Below are 25,758 nucleotides of genomic sequence, written 5' to 3'. Positions count from 1 at the left end.
CATGACGACCACCGACCCGAGCGGCCCGCAGGGCCTGCCGCCCACGCCGTCGCACACCGTGGGCCCCTTCTACGGGTACGCGCTGCCCTTCCCGGGCGGCGAGGAGATCGCCCCGCTCGGCCACCCCGACACGGTCACCGTGCACGGGTACGTCACCGACGGCGCGGGCCGTCCGCTGCCCGACGCGCTGATCGAGGTGTGGGGGCCCGGCCCGGACGGCGCGCTGCCCGCCGTCGACGGCTCGATGCGGCGCGACGCGGCCTCCGGGGGCTTCCTCGGCCGCAACGGCGTGGAGTTCACCGGCTTCGGCCGGAGCCGGACCGACGCCGACGGCCACTGGTACACGCGCACGCTGCGGCCCGGCGCCCGCGGCCGCAACGCCCCCTACCTCAGCGTGTGCGTGTTCGCGCGCGGGCTGCTCGTCCACCTGTTCACCCGGATCTACCTGCCCGGCGACGACGCGGCGCTGGCCGCCGACCCGCTGCTCGCCCGGCTGGACGGGGCACGGCGCGGCACGTTGGTCGCCGTGCGGGAGAGCGGCGGGGCCTACCGTTTCGACATCCGCCTTCAAGGCGAGGGCGAGACGGTCTTCCTGGAGTTCCGGTGACACGACCCGCACCATCCGCACCCCCGTCCGACGCCGGTGGCGGCCTGCTCGGGCCCGGCTGGGCCGGCTCCCCGGCCGCGGCCACGACGAGCGACACCGCCTTCCTCGCGGCGCTGCTCGACGCGGAGGCCGCCCTCACCCGGGCGCAGGCCGCCCTCGGCCTCGCCCCGGCCCCGGCGGCCGACGCGGTGACCCGCGCCGCCGACCCGGACCGCTTCGACCTCCCCGGCCTCGCCGCCCGCGCCCGCTCCGGCGGCAACCCCGTCATCCCGCTGGTCGCGGACCTCACCGGGGCGGTCGGGGAGGAGTACGGGCCCTATGTCCACCGGGGCGCGACCAGCCAGGACATCATGGACACCGCGGCCATGCTGGTCGCCGCGCGCACCCTGGGCCCGGTCCTGGCCGACCTGGACCGGGCCGCCGCCGCGCTGGCCCGGCTGGCCGCCCGGCACCGGGACACCGCCCTGCCCGGCCGGACCCTGACCCAGCACGCCGTGCCGACCACGTTCGGCCTGAAGGCGGCCGGCTGGCGCTCCCTGGTGCTCGACGCCCGCGACCGCGTCGCCCACGTGCGGGAGTCGCTGCCCGCGCAGCTCGGCGGCGCGGCCGGGACGCTGGCGGCCTTCACCGCGTACGGCGCCGGGGACCCGGGCGCGCTGGTGACGGCGTACGCCCGGGAGGTCGGCCTGCGGGCACCGGCGCTGCCCTGGCACACCCTGCGCACCCCGATCGCCGACCTGGCCGGCTGCCTCGCCTTCACCGCCGGGGCGCTGGGCAAGCCGGCCGCGGACGTCCTCGTGCTGGGCCGGACCGAGATCTTGGAGGTGGCGGAGGGCGGCGGGGGCGGCTCGTCGGCCATGCCGCACAAGGCGAACCCGGTGCGCGCCACGCTGATCGCCGCCGCCGCCCGGCGCGCCCCGCAGCTGGCGGCCACGCTGTACGCGTCGATGGCGGCCGAGGACGAGCGCCCGGCCGGTGCCTGGCACGCCGAGTGGGAGCCGCTGCGCGACCTGCTGCGCCTGGCCGGCGGCGCGGCCCGCGACGCGGCGGAGCTGGCCGAGGGGCTGCGGGTGGACGCGGACGCCATGCGCGCCCACCTCGGGCTCACCCACGGTCTGATCGTCTCCGAGCGGCTGTCGGCGGAGCTGGCCGGGCGGCTGGGCCGTGCCCGGGCCAGGGACCTGCTCACCGGTCTCGCCCGCCGCGCCTACGCCGAGGGCCGGACCCTCGGTGACCTCCTCGCCCAGGAGCCGGAAGTGCGCGGCCTGGACGTGGACCTGGACCGGCTGACCGACCCCGCCCGCCACACCGGCTCGGCGGGCGCCCTCACCGACCGTGCACTGGAGCGACGTTGACCCTGCACCACCTCCTCGAAGGCCCCGCCTCCGCTCCCCCGCTGCTGCTCGGGCCCTCGCTCGGCACGTCGTACGCCCTGTGGGACGAGGTCGCCCCGGAACTGGCGGTCTCGCACCGGGTGGTCCGCTGGGACCTGCCCGGCCACGGCGGCAGCCCGGCCGGCCTGATCGGCGCGGGCGCGACCGTGGCCGACCTCGCCGGCCTGGTGCTGGACCTCGCGGACTCGCTCGGCGTCCAGCGGTTCGCCTACGCCGGTGTCTCCCTCGGCGGTGCGGTGGGGCTGCAACTGGCCGTGCGCCATCCCGAGCGGGTGGCGTCCTTGGCGGTGCTCTGCTCCTCGGCCCGTTTCGGGGGTGCGGGGCCGTGGCGGGAGCGGGCCGCGCGGGTCCGGCGCGAGGGCCTGGCACAGCTCGCGGAGAGCGCCGGCGCGCGGTGGTTCGCCGGGGACTTCACCGTGCCGCGACTGGTCCGGGACCACCGGGAGGCCGACCCGGAGGCGTACGCCGCCTGCTGTGACGCGCTGGCCGCCTTCGACCTGACCGGCGGGCTGTCCGGGATCGGCGCGCCCACGCTGCTGGTCGCGGGCCGCGAGGACCCGGCCACGCCGCCCGCGCACCTGCGGGAGATCGCCGACGCGGTGCCGCACGCGACCCTGGTGGAGATCCCGGGCGCCTCCCACCTGGCGCCCGCGCAGTGCCCCGAGGCCGTCCTCGCCGCGCTGCGCACCCACCTCGACGGCCCGCCGGGGCGGGGCACGCGGGTGCGGCGCGAGGTGCTCGGCGACGCGCACGTGGACCGCGCGCAGGCCCGGCAGTCGGCGTTCACGGCCCCCTTCCAGGACTTCATCTCCCGCTACGCCTGGGGCGAGATCTGGACCGACCCGACGCTCACCCGCCGCGAGCGCAGCATGATCACCATGACGGCCCTGGTCGCCCACGGCCACTACGACGAACTGGCCCTGCACCTGCACGCGGCCCGGCGGGGCGGCCTCACCCCCGACGAGATCGGCGCGGTCCTCCTGCAGACCGCCGTGTACTGCGGTGTCCCGGCGGCGAACTCGGCGTTCGCGGTGGCCCAGCGGGTGCTGGCGGAGGAGCCGGACGAGGGCTGAGCCGGGCCCGGCGAAGGACGGCCGGGGCACGTGGGAGACGTGGGCCGGCGATCGCCCGCGCCGTGCGCGCTACCGCAGGCCGCGCCCCGCCTCCAGCACCTCCCGGGCCTGGGCTGCCAGGCCGTCCGCGCCGCAGGAGCGGGCCAGGGCCAGGCCGCGGTTGAGTTCGGGGACGGAGCGGGCGGCGATGCCGTACTCGACGCGGGCGGCGGCGTGTTCGTACTGGCAGGGTGAGGCTTCCAGGTAGGTGACGGCCTGGGCGGCCAAGCGGACCGCGCGCTGGCCGGTCTCCAGGGCGGCGGCGCAGCGCAGGGCCTCTCCTATGGCGGTGTCGGTGCCGAACCGCTCGGCCTGGCGGCGGACGTCGGCGGCGAGCCGGGCCGCCCGGGCCGGGTCCTCGGCGGCGAGGGCGCGGGCCAGGTCGGCCGCCCAGGGCACCATGACCGGGTTGTGGTGGCCGCGCACGGCCGCCGCCTTCTCGGCCGCCTCCAGTTCCCCGACGCCCTCCTTGGCGCGGCCGGCCGCGAGCAGCAGCCTGCCGCGGACGCTGCGCGGATCGGGGATCACGATGGTGGACGGGTAGGGCGGCGCGAACTCGTAGCGCTCGGCGACCTCCCACGCCTCCTCGACGTGCCCGCGGGCGAGCAGCGTGTCCACGAGGTTGCAGGTGGCGGTCCAGTACAGGGGCAGTCCGCGGCCGACCCGCTCGGCGATGCGCAGCGATTCACGCAGGGACGCCTCCGCCTCCCGGAGCCGGCCGCGCCTGCGGTGGCCGAGGCCGACGTAGGCGTGCGCGAGAGCGAGGTGGCCGCCGTTCCAGCGGGCCGTCTCGTAGGCGCGCAGCGCTTCGTTGTAGAGGGTCTCGGCGCGGTCGAGGCGGTCGCTGTAGGCGTACGCCCCGGCGAGCATCAGCAGGAGTTCGATGCCCCACTCGGTGTCGGTCCAGCCCAGTCCGGGCGCGAGGCGGCCGTTGACGAGGGCGCGGTCGCACAGCTCGACGACCTCCTCGGCGTTCTCGCCGCGGGCCATGGCGTCGAAACCGCGCAGGATCAGCAGCGCCCGCTCGGAGTTGTCGCGTCCGGTGCAGCCGGCGGCGAGTTCGGCGAGCCGGGCGGAGCGGTCGGCCGAGATCGACGCGCCCGCGTGCAGGCCCTCCCACATGTACTGCACGGCGTGCAGCCGCAGCCGGACGGGGCCCGGTGCGTGGCGGGCGGCCTCCGCCTCGACCGTGCGGACGGCCTCCTCCAGCTGGTTGTTGTGCAGCAGCGCCTGGGAGAGCCGCCAGACGGCGTCCACGCGGGTGCCGCCGTCCAGGCCTCCGGGCATGCTCAGCGCGAGCTGGAGGTGCTCGATGGTGGTGGCGGGCGCGGTCAGCAGGGTGGCGCAGCCCAGTTCGTAGAGCACGCGCGCGTGGACGTCGGGTGTGGGCGGTTCCCGCAGGGCCCGTTCCAGGCAGCGGCGGGCCGCGTCGGGGGCGCCGACGGCGAGGTGTTCGCGGGCGGCCTGCCGCAGCTGGTCGACGAGTTCCTCGTCGTCGTCCGGGTGGACCTGCAGAAGGTGCTGGGAGGCCGCGGCGGCGCCGAGCCCGGAATCGGCGACGACCTGCGCGGCGATGCCGTGCATGGCGGTGCGCAGCGCGTCCGGGATGGAGTTGTAGACGGCGGTGGCGATCAGCGGGTGCACGAACTCCAGGTCGCCGCCGTCGCCCCGCCCGCTCGGCTGGTCGGGCTCGGTCAGGATGCGGGCGCCGCACAGCAGTTCGGCGCAGCGCGCGGCGTCCGCGCGGTCCATGGTGGCGAGGCGGGCGACGAGGTCCAGGGAGATGCCGGTGCCCAGGATGGCGGCGGCCCAGGCGAACCGGGTGGCGTCGATGCCGAGTTCCTCCAGGCGGGCCACGAGGCCGCCGCCGCGCGCGGAGCGGTTCAGCTCGCGCAGTTCGCCGGCGCGGGCCTCCACCGGTTCGAGTTCGCTGTCGCGGACCTTGGCGAGGAGTTCGACGGTCTCGTACGGGTTGCCGCCGGTGACGGCCCACACCTCGCGGCAGAACGGCGGGTCGGCGTGCCCGCCGAGGGTGGCGCGGGTGAGGTCGGCGGTGGCGCCGGGCGACAGGGTGCTGAGGTCGCTCACGCCCGCGGCGGCGGCGACCTCGCCGAGCAGGCGGGCGCTGTCGCCGCTCACCTCGCCGGGCCGGCGGGTCACCACGAGGAGGACGGACAGGTCGTCGAGGCGTTCGGCGAACGCGGCCAGCCAGCGCAGCGTCTCCTCGTCGGCCCAGTGGGCGTCGTCGATGAGCAGCACCAGCGGCCAGGCGCGGTCGGCCAGCCGGCGCACCGCGGTGACCAAACCCTCGCACACGGCCTGCGGGTCGGCGTGCCCGTCGCCGGGTTCCGCTATGCCGAGGGCGGGGCCGGCCATGCCGTACGCGTCGCCGAGGTACTCGCGGGCCTCCTCGGGCAGCAGCGCGAGCAGCGCCGGCTGGAGCAACTGCCGTACCACGTTGAACGGGACGGACCGCAGGATCTCGCCGCCGCGCGCCGACCAGACGGCGCAGCCGCGTTCCTCGGCGATGCGGCGGGTCTCGGTCAGCAGGGCGGTCTTGCCGAGTCCCGCCTCGCCCTGGAAGACCAGCAGTCCGCCCGAGGACGACCGGTCGGTGCACAGGGTGTCCACCGCGCGCAGGACGGCGGTGATCTCCTCGTCGCGCTCCCGCAGGGAAGCCGAGGCGGCCGCTCCCGGCCGGGCCTCCGTCATCCCGCTACCTCCCCAAGTCGCCCGAACGACGTACGGGACCCGAGCCTAGCCCCCGTGCCGCCGGAGCGGAGGCCCCTGTGGGTACCGGTTGCCGTGGCGGGTGACGGCGCGGTATGGGAGGGCGACGCGGCAGGTCCGCGGCCTGCCCGGGGAAAGCGGGACATGTCGACACAGGGGCGGCGGACGGGGTTTCGCGACGAGCGGAGTCCCGGACGGCTGCCGGCGGCCCGCCGCAGTTCCCCGAGGCTCCCCGAGGTTCCCGGCGGGCTCCCCGAGGCGGCCCGCCCGGGTGGCCGTCCGGTGGACGGCGGGTGGCCGTCGAAGGGGGTCCTCTCATATCGATTTCACGGACGCCTCATACGGTGGGGCCATGACGCAGGTGACTCCTCCCGGGTGGTACCCCGACCCGGGGCAGACAAGTGACGCTCCCGCCACCGAGCGCTGGTGGGACGGCGGGGCATGGACGGACCGGACGCGCCCCGCGGCCCCGGCCGCCGCATGGGGTCCGGCGGCGCGCCCGGACGGTCCGGCGCCGGGGCATCCCGCGCCGCCCGCCCATCCGCCGTATGCCCCCTACCCGGTCCATCCGGGGTATCCGGGCCGTCCCGTGGGCGGCGGACGGCGCGGCCTGCGCACGGGGGTCGCCGTCGCGGTGGCCGCCGCGGTGCTGACGAGCATCGGGGTCGGCGTGTACGCGCTGAGCAAGGACGACGGCGGACGCGCCGACCGCGCCGGTTCGCACCAGGGCCGGGGCGGGCAGGGCGGCCGGGAGGGGTCGCGCGGCCAGGGCGGCCCGTTCGGCGGGCAGGGCGGCGACGGCGGGTCCGGGAACGGCGGCCTCGGCGGCGGCCCGGGCGGCTCCGGCGGCCCGGACGGTTCGGACGGTTCGGGGGGCGGCGGCCAGGACGGCGGGGCCGAGGCGCCGAAGGTGCGCAGCGGCTCGGTGAGCGACCCGGTCAGCGGCATCGGCCTGCCCATACCCAAGGGCTGGTACGGCCAGCAGACCGAGGCGGGCGCCCAGATCAGCTCCGACGACAGCTACAAGTGCCCCGGTGACACCTCCCGGACGTGCACCAAGGGCGGCGCGTACTCGGCGCCCGCGCAGGCGCTGCGCACCCCGGGCGACACCCCCGAGGAGGTCGCCAAGGCGGACATCGCGGCGAACGCCAAGGAGTCCTACGGCGGTGCGACCTACGGGGCGATCACTTCCCATCAGGTGCTGGCCTCCAAGGCGGTGACCGTGGCCGGGCAGAAGGGCTATCTGGTGCGCTGGAAGGCGGTCACGAGCAAGGGCTCCGACGGCTATGTCGAGTCGCTGGTCTTCCCCTCCCCCGCCGACTCCCGGCAACTGGTCGTGGTCCGCTTCGGCATGGACGCCGACCAGCAGCAGTCCGTGATCGACGACGTCACCCGGGGCATCACGGTCTCCTCGGGCGGCGGGAACGGGCAGAACGTCTGAGCCGGCCGGACATCTGAGCCGCCGGACGTCTGAGCCGCCGGCTGCGAGTCGGCCGGGCGGGGCCCCTCTCCGCTCATCGGAGGGGCCCCGCCCGGCCGGGGTGCGCGCCGCCCCCGTCCCCACGGTGCGGCGCGAGCAGGCCGCCGTCCAGTCATCCCGTGGACGGCGGCCTGGGTCTCAGGTGAGGCCGAGTGCGGGCAGCACCGCGGCCTCCACGAACCGGACGAGGTAGTCCGGGTCGGCGTACGCCCCCTCCAGCACGGGCCGGATGCGCAGGACGCCGAACAGCTGCGCGGGCACGTACTCCAGCGCCGGGTGGTCGGCGCGGACCTCGCCGCGCTCCACCCCGCGGCGCAGGATCTCCCGCAGCGCGGCGATCTCCGGCTCCACCACGGCCTCGCGCAGCGCCTGCTTCAGCTCCGGGTCCTGCATGATCGCGTGCCCGAGGGCCTGCAGGAGCCGGGTGTCCTTGCCCGACCACGCGCCCGCGGCCCGCGCGACCTGCCGCAGGTCCCCGGCGAGCGAGCCGGTGTCGATGCCGGTGAAGCGGGCGCGGCGGTTGGCGCGCAGCGCGGCCACCACGAACTGCGGCTTGTTCCTCCACTGCCGGTAGAGCGTGGACTTGCTGCAGCGGGTGCTGGCGGCGACGCCCTCCATGGTGACCGCTTCGTACCCGCACTCGCGGATCTGTTCGAGGACGGCGTCGAAGAACTCCTGCTCCCGCTCGGGCGTGAGCTTGGAGCGGCGCGAGGCGGCGACCGTCTCCGGTCCCTCCGCGGCCTGCGACGTCATCCCGCTCCTCCTCGCTCCTGGTCCGGGGCCGGCCCGCCCCGCTTAAGTGTGGCCCTTGCCCCGTGTGAGAGACATCAATCGATACGTCAGTGTACCGGTACTCCACCGTATCGGTACACTGTCGTATCGGTACGCTACCGTATCGATGCCGTGGGGTCGGGTCACCGCCCGGACGCGGCGCGCACACCCGCACCACCGCCAGCGAAGGGGCCCGGGCATGACATCCCGAAACGAGGCCGCCGCCGCGGAGCCCGACCGGCCCGCGCGGCCCGCGCTCGTCCGCGAGTTGCTGCTCGTCGCGGGACTGTTCCTCGTCTACAAGGTGGGCCGGCGACTGGCCGCGGACCACACCGGCGAGGCGTTCCGCGACGCACACCACGTATGGCACCTGGAACGCGCCCTGCACCTGCCCGGCGAGGGCCTGGTGCAGTCGCTGCTGCTGCACGGGGACACCCTGGTGCGCGTCGCGAACACCTACTACGCCACCGTGCACTTCCCGGCCACCGTCGGCCTGCTGGTCTGGCTCTACCTGCGCCGCCCGGCGCACTACGTGTGGACCCGCCGCGTACTGGCCGTGCTGACCGCCGCCGCCCTGGTGCTGCACCTGACGTTCCCGCTGGCCCCGCCGCGGATGCTCGCGGACACCGGCCTGGTGGACACCGCGCACGTGTACGGACCCTCGGTCTACGGGCCGCCCAGGACCGACCACCTGTCCAACCAGTTCGCGGCGATGCCCTCGCTGCACTTCGGCTGGGCGCTGATGGTGGCGATCGGGCTGATCGTCGCCACCCGGTCGCGGTGGCGCTGGCTGTGGCTGCTGCACCCGCTGCTCACGCTGCTGGTCATCGTGGGCACCGCGAACCACTACTGGCTCGACGCGATCGCGGCGACCGCGCTGCTCGGACTCGCCCTCCTCGTCCTGCCGCCGCCGCGCACGGCGGCCGCCGTCCCCGCGCCGCGCCCGGCCGCCGAGCCGGTGCCGGCCGAGGACCACACCCTGGTGGGAGCGGCCGGATGAACGCCGCCCTGCTCGCCCTGTTCCTGTCGCTGTTCTCCGCCGTCGCCTACGCGGCCGCCGCCGTCGCCCAGGAACGGCTCGCCGCGCGCTCCCCGGGCAGCGGCGCGCTGCGGATGCTGCGCTCGGGCGCCTGGTGGGGGGCGGTCGGGCTGAACGGGGCGGCGGCGCTGCTGCACGTGGTGGCCCTCAAGTACGGGCCGCTGACCGTGGTCCAGCCGCTCGGCGCGCTGACGCTGGTGGCCGCCGTACCGCTGGGGGCGCGGATGGCGGGGCGGCGCGTGGTCGCCGCCGAGTGGCGGGGCACGGCCTGCACCCTGCTCGGGCTGGCCGCGCTGCTGGTGGCGGCGTCGGGACCCGCGCCCGAGCAGGTGCTGACCCCGGCCGAGGCGCTGGCGGTCGCGGGGAGCACGGCCGTCGTCATCGGCGTACTGTCCCGGCCCGGGGCACGGCCCGGACTGCGGCACGCGACCGCCTCCGGCGTCGCCTCGGGTGTGGCCTCCGCGCTCACCCAGACGGTCACGGTGGCCGTCACGGACCACACCGGGCCGCTGCTCAGCGCCCGGGTGATCGTCGTGGCGCTGCTGGTCGCGGCCTTCGCGACGGGCGGGCTCCTGCTGTCGCAGACCGCCTACCGGGGCGGTCTCGGCGCGCCGCTCGCGGTGGTGACGCTGGCGAACCCGGTGGCCGCCGCGGTGATAGGTCTGACCCTGCTGCACCAGGGGTTGCAGGGCGGTGCCCGCGGGGTGCTGCTCGCCCTCGCCGGAGCGGCGCTCGCCGCCTGGGGCGTGGTGGAGCTGTCCCGGGCCGCGCCGCGCCCCGCGGACGCGGGCGGCGACGGGAGCCCCGAGCCGCATCCGGTGGCCGCCGTCCTGGCCCTGGAGCCCGAGTCGGCCTCCCCTGAACCCGCGCTGCTGCCCCGGCAGCGGCGGTCCGGGCCGGAGCATCTGACGCCGCTGTGACCCCCGGGGCCCGCGGATGTCCGGCGCCGGTGCCCGGGCGGCCCCTTCCGGGCCGCCCGGCGCGGTCCGCGTCGGTCAGCCCAGGCCGCGCGAGTCCTGCTTGAGCGCCGTGTCGACGGTGAGCGCCGTCGCGACCACCAGGCTCAGCAGCGGCTCGGGCAGCTGGTAGTGGATCTGCAGGACGTAGTTGTCGGCGGTGGTGAACATCGTCTTCGCCAGGCCCTCCCAGGTCTTGGTGATCCGGGCGACCTCGTTGTCGGCGTGGTCGACGATGGCGAAGTTCCAGGCGCGCCAGTTCTCCGCCTTGATCGCGCCGATCTGCTGACCGTTCGCGTTCATCGCGAAGTTGATCTTGCCGAAGACGTTCTGCTGGACGATCTCGCCGACCTGAGAGCCGTCCGGACGCGAGACGATCACCTTGGACTTGAAGATCTTCGCGGGCCGGGTGAGCACCAGCTGCGGCTGCCCGTAGCCGTCCCGGATCTCCAGCTTGTGGGTCATGAACTGGTCGAGGCTGGAGACGAACCGCAGGATCTTCTTGAACGCCCCCTGGCCGACCTCGGTGACCGCGCCGAGCTGGCGGCCGTTCTGGTCGAAGACCTTGTACTCGTTGGTCAGCTCGATCAGCTTGGCCTTCTGGTTCACCACCAGCACCGGCTCGCTGAACAGCGTGCCACCGCCGACGGCGGTGGCGGCCACGCCGGCTTCCTCCTGCACCTGGCCGGGCACCCGCGCGTCGAAGCCGGCGGCGGGCTGCGCCGGGAACTGGGGCGGCTGCTGCTGCGCGGCGGGGGCCTGCGCGGGTGCCTGCTGTACGGGCGCCTGCTGCGCGGCGGGGGCCTGCTGCTCGGCGTGGGTGTGCTCGGTCCACTGCGCGCCGTCCCAGTAGCGCAGCGTCTGCGCCGCCCCGTGCGGGTCCGGGTACCAGCCAGCAGGTGTGTTCGATTGCGTGGTCACCGGGGCACACTACCGCGAGCCGGCCGGAGGGCGGGCGCCGTCCGGCCGCCCGCCCCCGGCTCCCGGGCCGTCGGCCGCTCTCAGCCCGTCGCGATCGCCGGGTCGCTCACGCCGGGCAGCCCGTTCTCCACGTGTCCGGCGAACCGCCGCAGGAACGACGGGTCCGCCTCCGAGGTGACGGTGAGGTCGTACCAGCGCTTGCTGGCCCCGAGGGCGAAGCGCCGGCGCACGGTCGCGCCGGACTTGACCCGGACCGCCTGCGGATGGCCGCCGTAGCCGCTCGTCACCTTGAGGGTCACCGTGCCCGGGCCGCGGTGGGTGAAGGTCAGCTCGACGTCGTCACCGGCGTACCGTGCGATGGCCTCCGGGCCCGCCGTCTTTCCCGGGCCCTGGAAGACGCGCAGGAAGCCGTTGGGGCCGTGCACGGTCAGGTCGTACGAGCCGCCCGAGTACGCCGAGTTCCAGGTGTCGGAGACGGACTTGCCCGCCTCGGTGGTGTAGGTCCACGGGCCGTCGGTGCGGTTGCCGGAGGTGATGAGGAAGGCGGCCCCGGCCTGCGCGCCGGAGGAGAAGGCCAGGGTGAACTTCCCGGCCGCCGTGTCGGCCGAGCCGTCCACGGCGGGCGCGTACCTGAGCGGGCGGGTGGGCCGGCGGCCGGGCTCCTGCCGGGGCAGCGCGCCCTGGGCGGGCGGCTTCGGCACGTAGTCGGGGTGGCGGTCGTGGTCCGGCGGCTCGTACCCGGCGGTGTCCGGCAGGGCGACCGGCCGGGTGTCCCGGCGGGAGAAGTCGAAGGCGGCGGTCAGATCGCCGCACACCGCGCGCCGCCAGGGCGAGATGTTCGGCTCGTGCACGCCGAAGCGGCGCTCCATGAACCGGATGATGGAGGTGTGGTCGAACGTCTCGGAGCAGACGAACCCGCCCTTGCTCCACGGCGAGACGACCAGCATCGGCACCCGCTGGCCGAGTCCGTACGGTCCGGCGACATGCCCGGCGTCGCCCTTGAACACGTCCGCGCCGGCGTCGACCGTGGACAGGCCCTGGTCGGCGGAGGCGGGCGGGAAGGGCGGCACGAGGTGGTCGAAGAAGCCGTCGTTCTCGTCGTAGGTGATGAACAGGGCGGTCTTCGCCCACACCTCGGGGTCGCCGGTCAGCGCGTCCAGGACCTGGGAGACGTACCAGGCGCCGTAGTTCGCGGGCCAGTTGGGGTGCTCGGTGAAGGCCTCCGGGGCGACGATCCAGGAGACCTGCGGCAGCTTGCCGCCCTTGACGTCGGCGCGCAGCTGGTCGAAGAAGCCCTCGCCCTTGCGGGCGTCGGTGCCGGTGCGGGCCTTGTCGTAGAGCGGGTCGCCGGGCTTGGCGTTGCGGTACTGGTTGAAGTACAGCAGGGAGTTGTCGCCGTAGTTGCCGCGGTAGGCGTCGTTGATCCAGCCCCAGCCGCCGGCCGCGTCCAGGTTGTCGCCGACGTCCTGGTAGATCTTCCAGGAGACCCCGGCCCGCTCCAGGCGCTCGGGGTACGTCGTCCAGCTGTAGCCCTTCTCGTCGTTGCCGAGGACCGGGCCGCCGCCCTGGCCGTCGTTGCCGACGTAACCCGACCACATGTAGTAGCGGTTGGGGTCGGTCGAGCCGATGAAGGAGCAGTGGTAGGCGTCGCAGACGGTGAAGGTGTCGGCGAGCGCGTAGTGGAAGGGGATGTCCTCGCGGGTCAGGTACGCCATCGTCGTGCTGCCCTTGGACGGCACCCACTTGTCGTAGCGGCCGTCGCGGAAGGCGGCGTGGCCGTCGTTCCAGCCGTGCGGGAGGTCCTGGAGGAAGGCCAGGCCCAGGTCGTCGGCGTCCGGGTGGAAGGGCAGGATCTCCTTGCCCGCGCCGTCCGTCTGGTGCCATACGGGCTTGCCGCTGGGCAGGGTGACCGGGCGCGGGTCGCCGTAGCCGCGGACGCCGCGCAGGGTCCCGAAGTAGTGGTCGAAGGAACGGTTCTCCTGCATGAGGACGACGATGTGCTCGACGTCCTCGACCGACCCCGTGCGATGGTTCGCGGGCAACGCGGCGGCGCGCTGGATGCTGCTGGACAGCGCGGTGAACGCCGTGGTGGCGCCCGCGATCTGCAGGAAGCGGCGCCGGTTGACTTCGGGGGTGGGTGACGGCATGGGCGAGGGGTCCTCTCATCGTGGCGCTCGGACGGCAGCGGCGTGCGGGTGTGCGCGCTGCGAGTGTTCCAAGAGCACCGAACGGGAGGGAAGGGTGCGGTGACACCCATGTGAAACCCGGGGGTACGCGGGACGACGGTTCTCGGCCGCCCCGCCGCCCCCGGGTCCGCGTCCCGGATCAGGGCGTCGCGTACGCCTCCACCTCGCTGAACTGGCCCGCCGGCCAGCCGGTGTTGGCGCTGACGGTCAGCCGCAGGTGGCGCAGGGCGGTGCCGGCGGGCAGCGGCACGGTGACGGTGTTGCCGGTGGCCGGATCGAAGCGGTAGCCCTGCGCTCCGGCCACGGTGGTCCAGTTCGTCCCGTCGGTGCTGCCCTGGACCGCGACGGTCTGGGTGCGGGCGCCCCAGGCCGCCGACGGCGGCAGCTTGAGCACCAGCCGCCGCACGGCCTGGGCGGAGCCGAGGTCGACGGTGAGGGACTGCGGGAAGGCGTTGTTCGTGGACTCCCAGTAGCTGTTCGCGTCCCCGTCCACCGCCTTGCCCGGGGTGTAGACGTCCTGGGAGCCGGTGGCGGTGGCCGGGCGGCCCTTGGCCAGGTTGCGGTTCGGGTCGGGGTCGGGATTGCCCTGGCCCGGCTGCGGCCAGCCGGAGCAGTCCGTCCAGGTGCTGGACCAGCCGGAGTTGCCGCCGCCGTCGGTGAGCGTGAAGGCGCCCGAGCCGGACGGGTAGGGGCAGTTGTAGATGCCGGCGGCGCCCACGCCGGTGGCGGTGACGTCACGGAAGGCGGCCGCGCCCTGCGCTTCGGCCTGGACGACGACCGTGCCGGTGTTGCGCACCGTGGCCCCGGTGACATGGACGTTCCTGACCGGATAGCCCTGCCCGCCGCCGGAGACGAACTCGAAGGCGCTGTAGGGGCTGTCGGTGACGGTGGTGCCGGTGATGTTCACCGTGGCGTTGATCGCGCTGTCGTAGGAGTCGACGCGCAGCGCGCCCATCGGGTGGTTCCAGTTGGGGTTCAGCGCTCCGGTGCGCACCAGGGTGTTGCCGTCGACCGTGATGGTGCCGGCCAGTGGCGAGAAGGGGTCGAGGAACTTCTGGTTGGAGATCGCGATGCCGCTGCCGAGGGCGTTGGTGTCGGAGACAAGGTTGTCGCGGACGGTGATGTCGGTGCCGCCGTAGATCGCGATGCCGTTGGCGAGATTGGGCTGGCTGACGGTGTTGTTCTCGAAGCTGCTGTTCGTGTCGGGCCCGTACAGCGACCACATGGCGAGCGCGTCGTCGCCCTGGTTGCGCAGGAAGTTGCCGCGGACGGTGACGCCCTTGGCGGTGCCGTTGAGGTTGATGCCGTCGGCGGTGGTGTCGAGGATGCGGTTGCCCTCGATCACGAGGTTGTCGTTGTTCCCGGTCAGCCACAGGCCGACCTTGAGGTGCTGGAGCCACATCCCGGAGACGGACGAGTTCGGTCCCAGGGAGCCGTTGACGAAGTTGTCGGGGCTGGAGTCGACGCGTTCGGTGACCTCGCCGATGACCGCGAAGTCCTTGATGTGGACGCCGCCCGCGGAGCTGCTCTGGTCGATGAAGCGGGAGGTGTGCACGACCGAGTACCAGCTGCCGGCGCCCTGGAGCGTGACGTTCTGCACGCCGCTGAGCGAGGAGGTGAGCCGGTAGTCGCCCGGCGGGACCCACACCGTGCCGCCCTGGGCGGCGGCGATGGCGTCCCGGAACGCCTGGGTGGAGTCGCCCTGGCCGCTGGGGTCGGCGCCCCTGGCGGTGACGGAGACCGAACCGGCGGGCTGCGCGGCGGCGGCCGGGACCTGCTCGAAGTCGGCCACGTCCACGGTGACCTGCACGTTCGCCGCCTCGACGGCGATCTTGTCGCCCGCCTTGACGTTCTGGCCGAGTACCAGCCGGGCGTTGTCGTAGAAGTGGTGGGTCTTGGCGCCGGCGATCCAGCCGGTGTCGATGTAGGAGTACGTGGAGGTGACGGCGATCGTCCGGGCGAGCTTGACGCCGTTGACGTAGACGTTCAGGGTGCCGGACTGGCCGTCCGGGACGCTGTAGGCGAGGTTGACCGCGTTGGCGGCGCGGGGTGCGGTGAACTCCACGCGCTGTCCGGTGGCCAGCCGTACGGCCTGGCGTCCGGACGCCTCGGAGGCGAGGGTGCCCTGCGTGTAGTCCGGGCCGATCTTCGTGCCGGTGGTGGTGGCGGACTCGGCCTCGACGGAGGTGAAGGGGAGGACGGCGCCCGCCGCCGCGTGGGCGGCGGGGGCGTCGAGGGTGACGAGCATGCCGGCCGCGAGGGCGACGGCGGCGCCGACGGCCGGCAGGCGGCGGACGGCTCGGGACGTGCGGGTGCCGTGCATGTGCTGATCCCTTCGTGGTGGGGTGCGGGGATAGCGCGGTGCGTCGGCCGGTCGGGCTGCGCGGGCTCAGTCGCGCAGCCAGACCGCCGTGTCCTGCGGGAGGCGGCCGTCCTCGTCCAGGGGGCCGCTGGCCAGCAGGAGTCGGGTGGCGGGGGGCAGGCCGACGGGGCGGCGGGCGAGGTTGACCACGCAGGTCACCCCGGCCGCCCGGGTGAAGGCGAGCACCCCTTCGGGGGCGTCCAGCCAGGTCAGGGGGGCGTCACCGAGGGCCGGGCGGAGCCGGATCGCGCGGCGGTAGAGGGAGAGCGTCGACTCGGGGTCCTCGCTCTGCTCGTCGACGGCGTACGCGGCCCAGCCGGCCGGCTGCGGCAGCCAGGGCTCCTCGCGCGAGCCGAAGCCCGCGTACGGGGCGGTGGCCGACCAGGGCAGCGGGACCCGGCAGCCGTCCCGGCCCGGGTCGGTGCCGCCGGAGCGCAAGTGCATCGGGTCCTCGATGCGGTCGACGGGGACGTCCGCCTCGGGCAGTCCCAGCTCCTCGCCCTGGTAGAGGTAGACCGCGCCGGGCAGGGCCAGGGAGAGCAGGGCGGCGGCGCGGGCCCGCCGGGTGCCGAGCGCGAGGTCGGTGGGGGTGCCGAAGGCCTTGGCGGCGAAGTCGAAGCCGGTGTCGGCGCGGCCGTAGCGGGTGACCGTGCGGGTGACGTCGTGGTTGCACAGCACCCAGGTGGCGGGGGCGCCCACGGGGGCGTGTTCGGCGAGGGTCTCGTCGATGGACGTGCGCAGCCGGGCGGCGTCCCACGGGCAGGCCATGAAGGCGAAGTTGAAGGCGCTGTGCAGTTCGTCGGGGCGCAGGTAGCGGGCGAAGCGCTCGCTGTCCGGCAGCCACACCTCGCCGACGAAGACACCGCCGTACTCGTCGGCGAGGCGGCGCCAGGAGCGGTAGACGTCGTGCAGTTCGTCGCGGTCGACGTAGGGGTGCGGGTCGCGGCCCTCGGTGAAGTCGGGCAGCAGCGGGTCCTTGGCGAGCAGCGCGGCCGAGTCCACGCGCACGCCCGCCACCCCGCGGTCGAACCAGAACCGCAGGATGTCCTCGTGCTCCTGGCGGACGGCCGGGTGCGCCCAGTTGAGGTCGGGCTGCTCGGGGGCGAACAGGTGCAGGTACCAGGCGCCGTCGGGCAGCCGGGTCCAGGCCGGGCCGCCGAACTCCGAGGTCCAGTCGTTGGGCGGGAGTTCCCCGTGCGCCCCGCGGCCGGGCCGGAAGTGGAACAGCTCCCGCTCGGGCCCGCCGGCCAGTGCGGCACGGAACCAGGGGTGCCGGTCGGAGACGTGGTTGGGCACGATGTCGACGATCGTGCGGATGCCCAGCTCACGGGCCTCGGCGATGAGCTTCTCGGCCTCGGCGAGGGTGCCGAAGGCCGGGTCGATCGCCCGGTAGTCGGCGACGTCGTAGCCGCCGTCCTTCATCGGGGAGAGGTACCAGGGGCTGAACCACAGCGCGTCCACGCCGAGTCCGGCGAGGTACGGCAGCCGGGAGCGGACGCCCGCGAGGTCGCCGGTGCCGTCGCCGTCGCCGTCGGCGAAACTGCGGACGTAGACCTGGTAGATGACGGCGGAACGCCACCATTCGCGGTCGCTGGGGGCATGGGTGGGCTGTCCCACGGGGCGTGCCTTTCTGTAGGCGGGCGGTCGGTGTCAGCCCTTCGTGCTGCCCGCGCCGATCCCGGCGATGATGTGCCGCTGGAAGACGAGGAAGAGCGCGACCATCGGGATGCTGGCGATCACCATGGCGGCGACGAGCACGGTCAGCTGGATGTTCTGCGACAGCTGGACCAGGGCCACGCTGATGGGCTGCTGGGCGGTGTCGGAGAAGACCATCAGCGGCCACAGGAAGTCCTGCCAGACGGCGACCAGCGCGAAGATCGACACCACGCCGAGCACGGGCCGTGACATCGGCAGCACGACGGACCACAGGACGCGCAGCTTTCCGGCGCCGTCGATCTCGGCGGCCTCCAGCACATCGCGCGGTATCCGGTCGAAGAACCGTTTGAGCAGGTAGAGGTTGAAGGCGTTGGCGACGGCCGGCAGCCAGATCGCCAGCGGGTCGTTGAGCAGGCTGGTGTGGATCAGCGGCAGGTCGGCGACGGTCAGGTACTTGGGCACGACCAGGGCCTGGGCCGGGACCATCAGGGTGGCGAGGATGCCGCCGAGGATCACCTTGCCGAAGGCCGGCCGCAGCCTGGACAGGGCGTAGGCGGCGGCCGTGCAGAACACCAGCTGGCAGGCCCAGGCGCCGGCCGCCTGGACCACCGTGTTCCACAGGTGCTGCGGCAGCTGCATCAGGTCCCAGGCGTCGGTGTAGGCGTGCACGCTCCAGTGCTCGGGCGCCAGGGTCGGCGGGGTCCGCGCCACCTCGTCCGGCGACTTCATGGCGCCGGTCACCATCCAGTAGACGGGGAAGAGGAAGGCGAGGGTGAACAGCACCACCACGCCGGTGAAGACGGTCCAGTAGAGGGCCTTGCCGCGCGGGCGGGCCAGGGCCGCCGGGGAGACGAGGGTACGGGTGCTGCTCATGCGTCCTCCTCGCCGGAGCCGGAGCGGGTCAGCCGCAGGTACAGCGCGGAGAAGGCGCCGAGCAGGACGAGCAGCATCACGCTCAGCGCGCAGGCGCCGCCGAAGTCGTTGTAGAGGAAGGCGTACTTGTAGATGAGGTAGAGCACGGTGACCGTGGCGCTCTCCGGGCCGCCACCGGTGATCACGAAGGGTTCGGTGAAGACCTGCATGGTGGCGATGACCTGGAGGAGCATCAGCATCAGGATCACGAACCGGGTCTGCGGGACGGTGACGTGCCGGATGCGCTGGAGCAGGTTCGCGCCGTCCAGTTCGGCGGCCTCGTACAGCTCGCCGGGGATGGACTGGAGGGCGGCGAGGTAGATGAGGACGGTGCCGCCCAGGTTGGCCCAGGTGGCGACGAGGACCAGGGAGACCAGGGCGGTGTCGGCTCCGTTGGTCCAGTTCGAGGTGGGCAGGTGCAGGGCGCGCAGCGTCTCGTCGGCGAGCCCGGCGCCGGGGTCGTAGAACCACTTCCACAGCAGGGCGCTGACCACCGGCGGGATCATCACCGGCAGGTAGACCACGACCCGGAAGAACGCCTTGGCGTGCCGCAGTTCGTTGAGGACGAGGGCCAGCACGAAGGGGACGGCGAAGCCGATGAGCAGGGCGAGCCCGGTGAAGGTGAGGGTGTTGCGCCAGGCGGCGCCGAACTCGGGGTCGTGCAGGACGTGGGTGAAGTTGGCGGTGCCGACCCACTGGGGGGCCTGGCCGGGGGTGTACTTCTGGAAGGCGATCACGACCGCGCGGACCGCCGGGTACCAGGAGAACAGCGCGAAGCAGATCAGTCCGCCGAGCAGGAAGGCGTAGGCGCGGGCCTGCTCGGCCAGGCGGCGCCGCCCGCGCTCCCCCGGGCGGGGCGGCGCCGGCGGCGGGGGGACGGCGATGGTCCCGGCGGGCCGCCGCTCGGCCGTCTTGGTCGTCACCGGTCAGCTCCGGGCCAGGATGCCGTCGATCTTGCCGGAGGCGTCCTCCAGCAGGTGGTCGATGTCGGCGTCCTTCTTGGTGAGGACGGCGGAGACCACGCCGTCCAGGACGGAGTAGATCTGCTGGGCGTCGGCCGGCTCCACCTTCAGCCTGAGCTTCTGGTTGCCGTCCAGGAAGGACTGGTAGTTGTCCACGGGGACGTTGGCGTTGGCCTTCTTGACCTGCTGGTCGGTGGCGTCGGCGGCGCCGGTGAACAGCCGGGGCTCGGGCAGGCCGACCGGGGCGTCGTTCGCCTTGGCGCGGGCGTAGTCGCCGAGGAAGCCCTTGCCGGGGGTGAGGAACATGTGGTCGAGCCATTGGAGGCCGGCCCGGATCTGGGCGGGGGTGTCCTTCTTGCTGAACATGTAGCCGTCGCCGCCGACGAGGGTGGCCTTGCCGCCGGGCATGGGGGCGAGGGCGAGGTCCTTGTAGTCGCCGCCCTTCTCCTTGACCAGGATCGGGATGTTGTCCGGGGCGGCCAGGTACATGCCGAGCTTGCCCGAACCCATCAGCTGCTGGACGTCGTTGATGACCAGGAGCTGCTTGCTGCCCATGGAGTCGTCGCTCCAGCGCATGTCGTGCAGGTTCTGCAGGACGGCGTGGCCCTCGGGGGTGTCGACGGTGGCCTTCTCGCCGTCGGCGCTGACGACGTCGCCGCCCTGGGAGTACAGCTCGGCGGTGAAGTGCCAGCCGCCCTGGTTCTGGGCGCTGTAGTCGGCGTAGCCCACGGTGCCGTCACCGAGCGCGGCGATCCGCTTGGCGTCGGCGCGGACCTCCTCCCAGGTGGCCGGGGGCTTCTCCGGGTCGAGGCCGGCCTGCTGGAAGAGCTTCTTGTTGTAGATCAGGCCCATCGAGTAGCCGGTGCGCGGGATGCCGTAGACCTTGCCGTCCACGGTGTAGATGCCGCGCAGCTGCTGCTGGAGCGTGCCGTAGCTCTTCAGCTCCTTGACGTACGGGGTGAGGTCGGCCGCCTGGCCGGTGGCGACGACGTGCCTGACGTCGGTGAAGTACGTGTAGAAGACGTCCTCCATCTGCCCGCCGGCCAGTTTGGCGTCGAACGTCTTGGGGTCCTCGCAGGGGAACGCGTCGTGCGGGACGACGTCGATGTCCGGGTGCTGCTTCTCGAAGGACGCCACGTCCTCGTCGAAGAACTTCCGGTCGGTCCTGGCGCTCTTGGGCGGCTCGCAGTTGACCGTGATGCGGGTCTTGCCGTTCGCCGACGCGTCGTCGTGCGATCCGCACGACGTCACGGCGAGGGCGAGGGAGCAGACGCCGATCGCGGCGGCAACGTGACGGAACCCGGTGCTTCTCATCGGTGGACCCCTCTGGACAGGAGCGGTGGGCGCCGCACACTCAAGCACCGGCGACAGGTCTTCGCAAGATGTCGCGCAGAATCTGAAATTATTTGACAGTCAGTCGCGGGGCGCCTGCGCGGTGGAGCCGCGCACCACCAGTTCCGGTTCGAACAGCAGCTCGTCGGCCGGTACGGCGCTGCCGCCGATCCGGGCGTTGAGCAGTTCCACGGCGGCCTTGCCCATGGACTCGATGGGCTGCCGGACGGTGGTCAGGGGCGGCTCGGTGCAGTTCATCAGCGCCGAGTCGTCGTAGCCCACCACCGAGATCGCCGAGGGGACGCCGAGCCCCCGGCGCCTGGCGGCCCGCACGACACCGAGGGCGAGCGGGTCGCTGGCGCAGATGAACCCGGTGACACCCCGGTCGATGAGCTTGGCCGCCGCCGCGTGGCCGCCCTCGATGGAGAAGATGGCGCGCGCGACGAACTCCTCGGGCAGCTCGGGGCGGAGGGCGCGGGCCGCCGCCAGCTTGCGGGCGGAGGGCACATGGTCGCCGGGGCCGAGGACCAGTCCGATCCGCTCGTGGCCGAGGGAGGCCAGGTGGCGCCATGCCTGCTCCACCGCGACCGCGTCGTCGCAGGAGACCGACGGGAAGCCGAGGTGCTCGATGCCCGCGTTGACCAGCACCACGGGGATGTTCCGGTCGGCGAGCAGCCGGTAGTGGTCGTGGGGCGCGTCCGACTGGGCGTAGAGGCCGCCGGCGAAGACGACCCCGGAGACCTGCTGTTGCAGCAGCAGCTCGACGTAGTCCGCCTCGGAGACACCGCCCTTGGTCTGCGTGCACAGCACGGGCGTCAGGCCGAGCTGGGCCAGCGCGCCCCCGATGACCTCGGCGAAGGCCGGGAAGATGGGGTTCTGCAACTCGGGCAGGACCAGGCCGACCAGCCGGGCGCGTTCGCCGCGCAGCTGGGTGGGGCGCTCGTAGCCGAGCACGTCCAGCGCGGTCAGGACCGCCTGCCGGGTGGCGTCGGAGACTCCGGGCTTGCCGTTGAGGACCCGGCTGACCGTGGCCTCGCTGACTCCGACCTTCTTCGCCACTTCCGCAAGTCGTCGTGTCATGCGCGCAAGAATAGCGCAAGCAGTGCAAGTGACTTGCGAAGTGTGGAGGTGAGTGGGGGCCGCGTCTACGGGGCTGGCGCGCGATGTGCTGTGGTGCGCGGCGCGCTGTGGTCCGCAGTGCGCGGTGCGTGCGTGGCCGCGCGAGGCGCTACGGGGATGCCGCCGGGCTTCGCGGCGGGGCTGGAGCGGGCCTGCCGGGGCGTGCCCGTGGCCAGGGAGGGCGGGCGGTGACCGGGGACGGGGTCCGGTGTGGCCCGCCCGGCGCCGTCGGCGACCTGAACGCCGACGGTGCCGGGTCAGGTCCCGGAGTCCGGCACCACGCTGAGGTGACCGGCCGGGCGGTGGGCGCGGCGCGGCCTGCGCGGGGCCGGGGCGGGGCGGGACTCGCGCAGCACCAGGGTGAGCCGGGTGTAGCCCAGGTCGCGCAGGGTCGCCGGGGCCTCCTCGACGATACGGCACTCGGTGGCGCCCCAGCGCGGGTCGGGGTGCAGCACCGGACGGACGGCGCCGTCGGACTCGGCGGCCGACTCGCCGACCGCGCGGATCCAGTGCGGCAGGCCGTGCCGGTAGGCGGCCTCCATGATCGGGTCCTGGGCGATGTCCTGGCGGATGGAGTGGAGCCCCTGGTCGGGGCCGCAGCGCTCCAGGGTGGCCGAGAAGGCGGCCAGCATCGGCAGGCACCAGCGGGACTCGTGGTCGCCGAGGACCGTGCCCGCGTCCGGGTGGAAGAGCACGAACCGCAGGAAGTTGTCGCCCGGCATGGCCGTCGGGTGCGGGCCGATCTCCCGGAAGAGCGCGGTGAAGGCGCTGTTGGCCAGCACCACGTCCCAGGAGTGGTCGATGACGAGTGAGGGAAAGGAGACGGCCTCCAGGAAGGTGGCGTAGTCCTGCAGATAGGCCTGCGCCTCGGGTCGGACGGGAACGGACCGCGGCGCCGGCCGCTGCCCTCCTGCCTGAAATGCCATCGGGAGGTCACCCCTCTTGCCTCTGCGGCCTTCACGCGGCGCCTTGATCCTCCTGCGCCGACGCGAGCCATGTCAACTATCGTGGCATTTCATGCTGGTTGACGGCTGAAATTGGCCACAGTTGTGGCGAGACCTGGATGCGGGATCGGGCGACCGGCTACTCTCCGGGAAGTTCCCGCCACCCCGACCTGTGAAGAGTCGGTGAGAGACGTAGGAGATCTGTCGGTGACGGACGGCATCGAGGATCCGGGCACCACGGTGCCGGCTGCGCTGCCGGCGGTCGTCGCACGTGTCACCGCGCTCGCCGACCGGCTCGGCGTGCCCCAGGCCCAGGTCTTCGGCGTCGCCCGCCTCTCCGTGGCCTGCGGGGTGCCGCAGGCCGTGGTCACCTCGCTGCTCGGCGGCCGCGACGCGGGCGAACCGGACGTGCAGGCCCGGTTCCTGCAGCGGCTGGACCTGCTGCGCCGCACCCGGCTCAAGCCCAACGGGCGGCGCTACACCCAGCAGGAGATCGCGGACGGCGCCGGCATGTCGCGGCAGCAGGCGGGCGCCCTCATCAACGGCGACCGGCGCCCCACCATGGAGCACTGCGACGCCATCCAGCGGTTCTTCCGGGTGCACGCCGGCTTCCTCACCGCCGAGGACCCCGAGGCGCTCGCCGGGGCGTTGCAGCGCACCGAGCAGGAACTGCTCCAGCGGCTCGCCGACCGCGAGCGGGCGGCGGCCTCGGCCGCCGACGACCCGCTGGAACGGCTGCTTGAGAACCACGGGGTACGCGGGATCGCCTGGCGGGCCGCCCAACTGCCCACCGACCAGCACCGGGACAAGGTCGCCGAGTGGCTGGACATGCTCCTGGAGAGCGTCAAGCGACCCGAGGAGTGAGGAGCGCCACCGCGGCCCTCCGGGCGGCTTTCCGAGCCGCTGTCCTGACCGCTTTCCTGATCGCTGTCCTGACCACTTTCCGGGCCGCTTTCCGGAATGCGTGAGGGCGTTCGGCCCGGCGCGCCCCGCCTGCGGCTCTGCCGCGGTCGCGCTGCGCCGAGTGGGCGAACCGGAGCCGGGCGCGGGGGCATTGTCAGTGGGGCGCGGCAAGCTGGTGGACGCGTCGCCGCCGTGCGGGGGCGCGGCGCCGTCCGGGCCGACCGGGCGGACGCGTGACCGTGCGACGCCGAAACCGGGGAGCGAGCCATGGCGACCGCCGTACTGACCGACCGCGAGCGCACCGCCGTCCAAGCGTATCTGCGGCTGCTGCACACCGTGCGCGCCGCCTTCGACCATCCCGCGGGCACCGGTGGGCCGCCGCTGGTCCCGCCCGCCGTCCTCGCCGAGGCGGAACACGCCCTGGCGGGCGCGGGACTCACGGGCAGCGAGGAGGCGTTCTTCCGGCTCGTACGCCAGTGGTGCCCGCGGCTGTGAAGGAACTGCGGTGAGGGGGCGGGTGGCCGGATTCGTTCGCCGGGGCCGCTCAGGGGTGCGGGACGGTCACCGCCGTGACCAGCAGCCCCTGGCGCACGGCCCAGCGTCCCGTGAAGCCGGTGAGGCGGCCTCCGCCCACCAGCGGTCCCTCGACGAGCAGTTCGGCCCGGAATCCGCCGGAGAGCGCGGCGCCGGGGTCCGCGTGGAGGTCGACGTCGGCCTCCTTGAAGTCGAGCCAGGCGCCGGTCAGCGGGAACCACGCCTTGTAGACGGACTCCTTGGCGCTGAACAGCAGCCGGTTCCAGTGCACGTGCGGCATCCGCTGCGCCAGGAGGTCCAGCCGGTCGCGCTCGGCGGGCAGGGTGACGGCGGGCAGGACCTCTTCCGGGAGCGGCTCGTGCGGTTCGGCGTCGATCCCCAGGGAGGCCAGGTCGGTGGCCCGGGCCAGGGCGGCGGCGTGGTAGCCGTCGCAGTGGGTCATGCTGCCGATCAGGCCGTCCGGCCAGCGCGGGGCGCCGCTGCGGCCGGGCAGGACGGGCTGCGCCGGCACGCCGAGCTTCTCCATGGCGCGGCGGGCGCAGTCCCGTACGGTGGCGAACTGGCCGCGGCGCTTGGCGACCGCCCGCGCCATGACCGCCTCCTCCTCCGGGTACAGCGGGGCGTGGCCGTCGCTCGCCTCGCCGTGCGCCTCCACCGCCACCACCGGGGCGGGAAGCAGCTCTTCGATCACGGGTTCTCGTCCTCCGGGGGCAGGATGCGGCGCAACCGGCCCGGCGGCTGGTCCCGCTTGCGCCATTCACGGGGGTAGCCCACCGACACCTCCTCGAACCGGACGCCCTCGTGCCGGGTGGTCCGCGGGATGTGCAGATGGCCGTAGACCATGGCGGCCACCCGGAACCTGCGGTGCCAGTCGGCGGTGAGCCGGGTGCCGCACCACATGGCGAACTCGGGGTACCAGAGCACGTCCATCGGATGCCGGTCCAGCGGATAGTGGTTGACGAGCACGGTGGGCAGGTCGTCGGGGAGCGCGGTGAGCCGGCGTTCCGTCTCGGCGACCCGGGCCCGGCACCAGGCCTCCCGGCTCGGATACGGGTCGGGGTGCAGCAGGTACTCGTCGTTGCACACGATGCCGGTGCCGTGCGCGTAGGCGAGTCCCTCCTCCTTGGTGGCGCAGCCCTCCGGCAGGAAGGAGTAGTCGTACAGCAGGAACAGCGGCGCCACGGCCACCGGGCCGCCGGGGCCCGCCCACACCGGGTAGGGGTCCTCGGGGGTCGTCACGCCCAGGTCGCGGCAGAGTTCGACGAGGTACTGGTAGCGGGCGACGCCGCGCAGGGTGACGGTGTCCTTCGGGTGGGTCCACAGCTCGTGGTTGCCCGGCGCCCACAGGACCCTGCGGAAGCGGCCCGCCAGTGTCTTCAGCGCCCAGCGGATGCTGGTGACGGTCTCCGCGACGTCCCCGGCCACGATCAGCCAGTCGTCGTCGGAGCCGGGCTCCATGCGTTCGACCAGGGCCCGGTTCTCCTCGTAGCCGATGTGCAGGTCGCTGATGGCCAGCAGCCGCCCGGCACCCCCGACCGTCGCCGTCACCTCTCGTCCTCCCCGTCGTCCGCCCGCCCGATGCTCCCCACGAGATCACACCGGCCGAGGTGGGGACAAGGTGTTCCGGGGCCACGGCCGTCGGCGGTGGCGTGATCCGGTGCCCGGGGAGGGGAATTTTTTTTCCGCGAGATTCTTCGCCCGGGGTGTATCAGGGTCCGTACCACGGACTCTGAAAGGTAGGGGACGGGGAAAGGCGGGGGACGGGGAGAGAACGGGGGAAATCGGGGGAGCACGGGGGAACGGGGGGTCAGGGCGGTCGGTCGCTCAACGGGGGAGCG

21 protein-coding genes are annotated in these 25,758 nt (G+C 73.8%); 8 read left to right on the top strand and 13 right to left on the bottom strand.

Annotated features, from left to right (window positions below; genetic code table 11):
• Window position 1 precedes the first annotated feature (1 nt).
• Genes pcaG through pcaD form a run of 3 tightly spaced genes read left to right on the top strand, consistent with a single transcriptional unit; the run spans window position 2 to window position 3,074 of the window.
• Window positions 2-607 (top strand): protocatechuate 3,4-dioxygenase subunit alpha, encoded by a 606-nt coding sequence (pcaG, locus tag ABZ858_RS10165; protein ID WP_361374678.1) that lies wholly within the window; start codon window positions 2-4, stop codon window positions 605-607.
• The gene (gene pcaB, locus ABZ858_RS10160) at window positions 604-1,962 is read left to right on the top strand and encodes a 3-carboxy-cis,cis-muconate cycloisomerase (protein WP_361374676.1); all 1,359 of its coding nucleotides are present in this window, start codon (window positions 604-606) and stop codon (window positions 1,960-1,962) included. Before pcaG ends, pcaB begins: the two co-directional genes overlap by 4 nt.
• Window positions 1,959-3,074 carry a 3-oxoadipate enol-lactonase gene (gene pcaD, locus ABZ858_RS10155; protein ID WP_361374674.1) on the top strand — a complete coding sequence of 372 codons (1,116 nt, stop codon included), beginning with the start codon at window positions 1,959-1,961 and terminating at the stop codon, window positions 3,072-3,074. The genes pcaB and pcaD overlap by 4 nt, the downstream gene beginning before the upstream one ends.
• A gap of 69 nt (window positions 3,075-3,143) precedes the next feature.
• Here pcaD and ABZ858_RS10150 read toward each other — a convergent pair whose 3' ends face one another.
• Window positions 3,144-5,825, bottom strand: coding sequence for an AAA family ATPase (locus tag ABZ858_RS10150; RefSeq protein WP_361374672.1), 2,682 nt, complete (start codon window positions 5,823-5,825; stop codon window positions 3,144-3,146).
• 370 nt (window positions 5,826-6,195) lie between these two features.
• On the opposite strand from ABZ858_RS10150, the gene ABZ858_RS10145 reads away from it, so the two are divergent.
• On the top strand, window positions 6,196-7,284 hold the full coding sequence (locus ABZ858_RS10145) for a DUF2510 domain-containing protein (RefSeq protein WP_361374670.1): 1,089 nt from the start codon (window positions 6,196-6,198) through the stop codon (window positions 7,282-7,284).
• Window positions 7,285-7,461: 177 nt separating this feature from the next.
• Here ABZ858_RS10145 and ABZ858_RS10140 read toward each other — a convergent pair whose 3' ends face one another.
• Window positions 7,462-8,076, bottom strand: coding sequence for a TetR/AcrR family transcriptional regulator (locus ABZ858_RS10140; RefSeq protein ID WP_361374668.1), 615 nt, complete (start codon window positions 8,074-8,076; stop codon window positions 7,462-7,464).
• A 217-nt stretch (window positions 8,077-8,293) separates the two neighbouring features.
• On the opposite strand from ABZ858_RS10140, the gene ABZ858_RS10135 reads away from it, so the two are divergent.
• Together ABZ858_RS10135 and ABZ858_RS10130 are read left to right on the top strand one after the other, a co-directional pair.
• Window positions 8,294-9,094: a phosphatase PAP2 family protein gene (locus ABZ858_RS10135; RefSeq protein ID WP_361374666.1), complete on the top strand. Its 801-nt coding sequence runs from the start codon at window positions 8,294-8,296 to the stop codon at window positions 9,092-9,094.
• Window positions 9,091-10,053 carry a hypothetical protein gene (locus ABZ858_RS10130; protein ID WP_361374664.1) on the top strand — a complete coding sequence of 321 codons (963 nt, stop codon included), beginning with the start codon at window positions 9,091-9,093 and terminating at the stop codon, window positions 10,051-10,053. The genes ABZ858_RS10135 and ABZ858_RS10130 overlap by 4 nt, the downstream gene beginning before the upstream one ends.
• Window positions 10,054-10,128: 75 nt before the next feature.
• Here the strand turns inward: ABZ858_RS10130 and ABZ858_RS10125 are convergent, their stop codons facing one another.
• The 9 genes from ABZ858_RS10125 to ABZ858_RS10085 form a co-directional block, all read right to left on the bottom strand.
• The gene (locus tag ABZ858_RS10125; RefSeq protein WP_361374662.1) at window positions 10,129-11,010 is read right to left on the bottom strand and encodes a phospholipid scramblase-related protein; all 882 of its coding nucleotides are present in this window, start codon (window positions 11,008-11,010) and stop codon (window positions 10,129-10,131) included.
• Window positions 11,011-11,090: 80 nt separating this feature from the next.
• Window positions 11,091-13,157, bottom strand: coding sequence for a phosphocholine-specific phospholipase C (locus ABZ858_RS10120; protein WP_361374660.1), 2,067 nt, complete (start codon window positions 13,155-13,157; stop codon window positions 11,091-11,093).
• A 178-nt stretch (window positions 13,158-13,335) separates the two neighbouring features.
• Window positions 13,336-15,519 carry a discoidin domain-containing protein gene (locus ABZ858_RS10115; protein WP_361374658.1) on the bottom strand — a complete coding sequence of 728 codons (2,184 nt, stop codon included), beginning with the start codon at window positions 15,517-15,519 and terminating at the stop codon, window positions 13,336-13,338.
• A gap of 66 nt (window positions 15,520-15,585) precedes the next feature.
• A complete protein-coding gene (locus ABZ858_RS10110; RefSeq protein ID WP_361374656.1) occupies window positions 15,586-17,175 on the bottom strand; it encodes a glycoside hydrolase family 13 protein in 1,590 nt (529 codons plus the stop codon).
• A gap of 33 nt (window positions 17,176-17,208) precedes the next feature.
• Window positions 17,209-18,087: a carbohydrate ABC transporter permease gene (locus ABZ858_RS10105; protein ID WP_361374654.1), complete on the bottom strand. Its 879-nt coding sequence runs from the start codon at window positions 18,085-18,087 to the stop codon at window positions 17,209-17,211.
• The gene (locus ABZ858_RS10100; RefSeq protein WP_361374652.1) at window positions 18,084-19,049 is read right to left on the bottom strand and encodes a sugar ABC transporter permease; all 966 of its coding nucleotides are present in this window, start codon (window positions 19,047-19,049) and stop codon (window positions 18,084-18,086) included. The genes ABZ858_RS10105 and ABZ858_RS10100 overlap by 4 nt, the downstream gene beginning before the upstream one ends.
• A 3-nt stretch (window positions 19,050-19,052) precedes the next feature.
• The gene (locus tag ABZ858_RS10095) at window positions 19,053-20,402 is read right to left on the bottom strand and encodes an extracellular solute-binding protein (protein WP_361374650.1); all 1,350 of its coding nucleotides are present in this window, start codon (window positions 20,400-20,402) and stop codon (window positions 19,053-19,055) included.
• Between the two features lie 99 nt (window positions 20,403-20,501).
• Entirely contained in the window at window positions 20,502-21,500 is a 999-nt protein-coding gene (locus ABZ858_RS10090) for a LacI family DNA-binding transcriptional regulator (protein ID WP_361374648.1), read from the bottom strand.
• A 296-nt stretch (window positions 21,501-21,796) separates the two neighbouring features.
• Window positions 21,797-22,465: a hypothetical protein gene (locus tag ABZ858_RS10085; protein WP_361374646.1), complete on the bottom strand. Its 669-nt coding sequence runs from the start codon at window positions 22,463-22,465 to the stop codon at window positions 21,797-21,799.
• A 225-nt stretch (window positions 22,466-22,690) separates the two neighbouring features.
• Between ABZ858_RS10085 and ABZ858_RS10080 the strand changes: the two genes are divergently transcribed.
• A complete protein-coding gene (locus ABZ858_RS10080) occupies window positions 22,691-23,347 on the top strand; it encodes a helix-turn-helix domain-containing protein (RefSeq protein ID WP_361374644.1) in 657 nt (218 codons plus the stop codon).
• 306 nt (window positions 23,348-23,653) lie between these two features.
• Window positions 23,654-23,881, top strand: a complete 228-nt coding sequence (locus ABZ858_RS10075; protein ID WP_361374642.1) for a hypothetical protein — start codon at window positions 23,654-23,656, stop codon at window positions 23,879-23,881.
• Window positions 23,882-23,930: 49 nt separating this feature from the next.
• Here the strand turns inward: ABZ858_RS10075 and ABZ858_RS10070 are convergent, their stop codons facing one another.
• Both ABZ858_RS10070 and ABZ858_RS10065 read right to left on the bottom strand, forming a co-directional pair.
• Window positions 23,931-24,611 (bottom strand): 4'-phosphopantetheinyl transferase superfamily protein, encoded by a 681-nt coding sequence (locus ABZ858_RS10070; RefSeq protein ID WP_361374640.1) that lies wholly within the window; start codon window positions 24,609-24,611, stop codon window positions 23,931-23,933.
• Entirely contained in the window at window positions 24,608-25,468 is an 861-nt protein-coding gene (locus ABZ858_RS10065) for a metallophosphoesterase (protein WP_361374638.1), read from the bottom strand. The genes ABZ858_RS10070 and ABZ858_RS10065 overlap by 4 nt, the downstream gene beginning before the upstream one ends.
• Between the last annotated feature and the right edge of the window lie 290 nt (window positions 25,469-25,758).

The organism is Streptomyces sp. NPDC047017 (genome assembly GCF_040644175.1).
Lineage (GTDB): Bacteria > Actinomycetota > Actinomycetes > Streptomycetales > Streptomycetaceae > Streptomyces.
The sequence above is the reverse complement of the archived record's forward strand: the minus strand, read 5'-3'. Positions and strand labels throughout refer to the sequence as shown.

Excerpts from the sequence above, each read along its gene's own strand:
- pcaG (WP_361374678.1), top strand. The coding sequence starts at position 2 with ATGACGACCACCGACCCGAGCGGCCCGCAGGGCCTGCCGCCCACGCCG.
- ABZ858_RS10150 (WP_361374672.1), bottom strand. The coding sequence starts at position 5,825 with ATGACGGAGGCCCGGCCGGGAGCGGCCGCCTCGGCTTCCCTGCGGGAG.
- ABZ858_RS10145 (WP_361374670.1), top strand. The coding sequence starts at position 6,196 with ATGACGCAGGTGACTCCTCCCGGGTGGTACCCCGACCCGGGGCAGACA.
- ABZ858_RS10140 (WP_361374668.1), bottom strand. The coding sequence starts at position 8,076 with ATGACGTCGCAGGCCGCGGAGGGACCGGAGACGGTCGCCGCCTCGCGC.
- ABZ858_RS10135 (WP_361374666.1), top strand. The coding sequence starts at position 8,294 with ATGACATCCCGAAACGAGGCCGCCGCCGCGGAGCCCGACCGGCCCGCG.
- ABZ858_RS10130 (WP_361374664.1), top strand. The coding sequence starts at position 9,091 with ATGAACGCCGCCCTGCTCGCCCTGTTCCTGTCGCTGTTCTCCGCCGTC.
- ABZ858_RS10120 (WP_361374660.1), bottom strand. The coding sequence starts at position 13,157 with ATGCCGTCACCCACCCCCGAAGTCAACCGGCGCCGCTTCCTGCAGATC.
- ABZ858_RS10115 (WP_361374658.1), bottom strand. The coding sequence starts at position 15,519 with ATGCACGGCACCCGCACGTCCCGAGCCGTCCGCCGCCTGCCGGCCGTC.
- ABZ858_RS10105 (WP_361374654.1), bottom strand. The coding sequence starts at position 18,087 with ATGAGCAGCACCCGTACCCTCGTCTCCCCGGCGGCCCTGGCCCGCCCG.
- ABZ858_RS10095 (WP_361374650.1), bottom strand. The coding sequence starts at position 20,402 with ATGAGAAGCACCGGGTTCCGTCACGTTGCCGCCGCGATCGGCGTCTGC.
- ABZ858_RS10090 (WP_361374648.1), bottom strand. The coding sequence starts at position 21,500 with ATGACACGACGACTTGCGGAAGTGGCGAAGAAGGTCGGAGTCAGCGAG.
- ABZ858_RS10085 (WP_361374646.1), bottom strand. The coding sequence starts at position 22,465 with ATGGCATTTCAGGCAGGAGGGCAGCGGCCGGCGCCGCGGTCCGTTCCC.
- ABZ858_RS10075 (WP_361374642.1), top strand. The coding sequence starts at position 23,654 with ATGGCGACCGCCGTACTGACCGACCGCGAGCGCACCGCCGTCCAAGCG.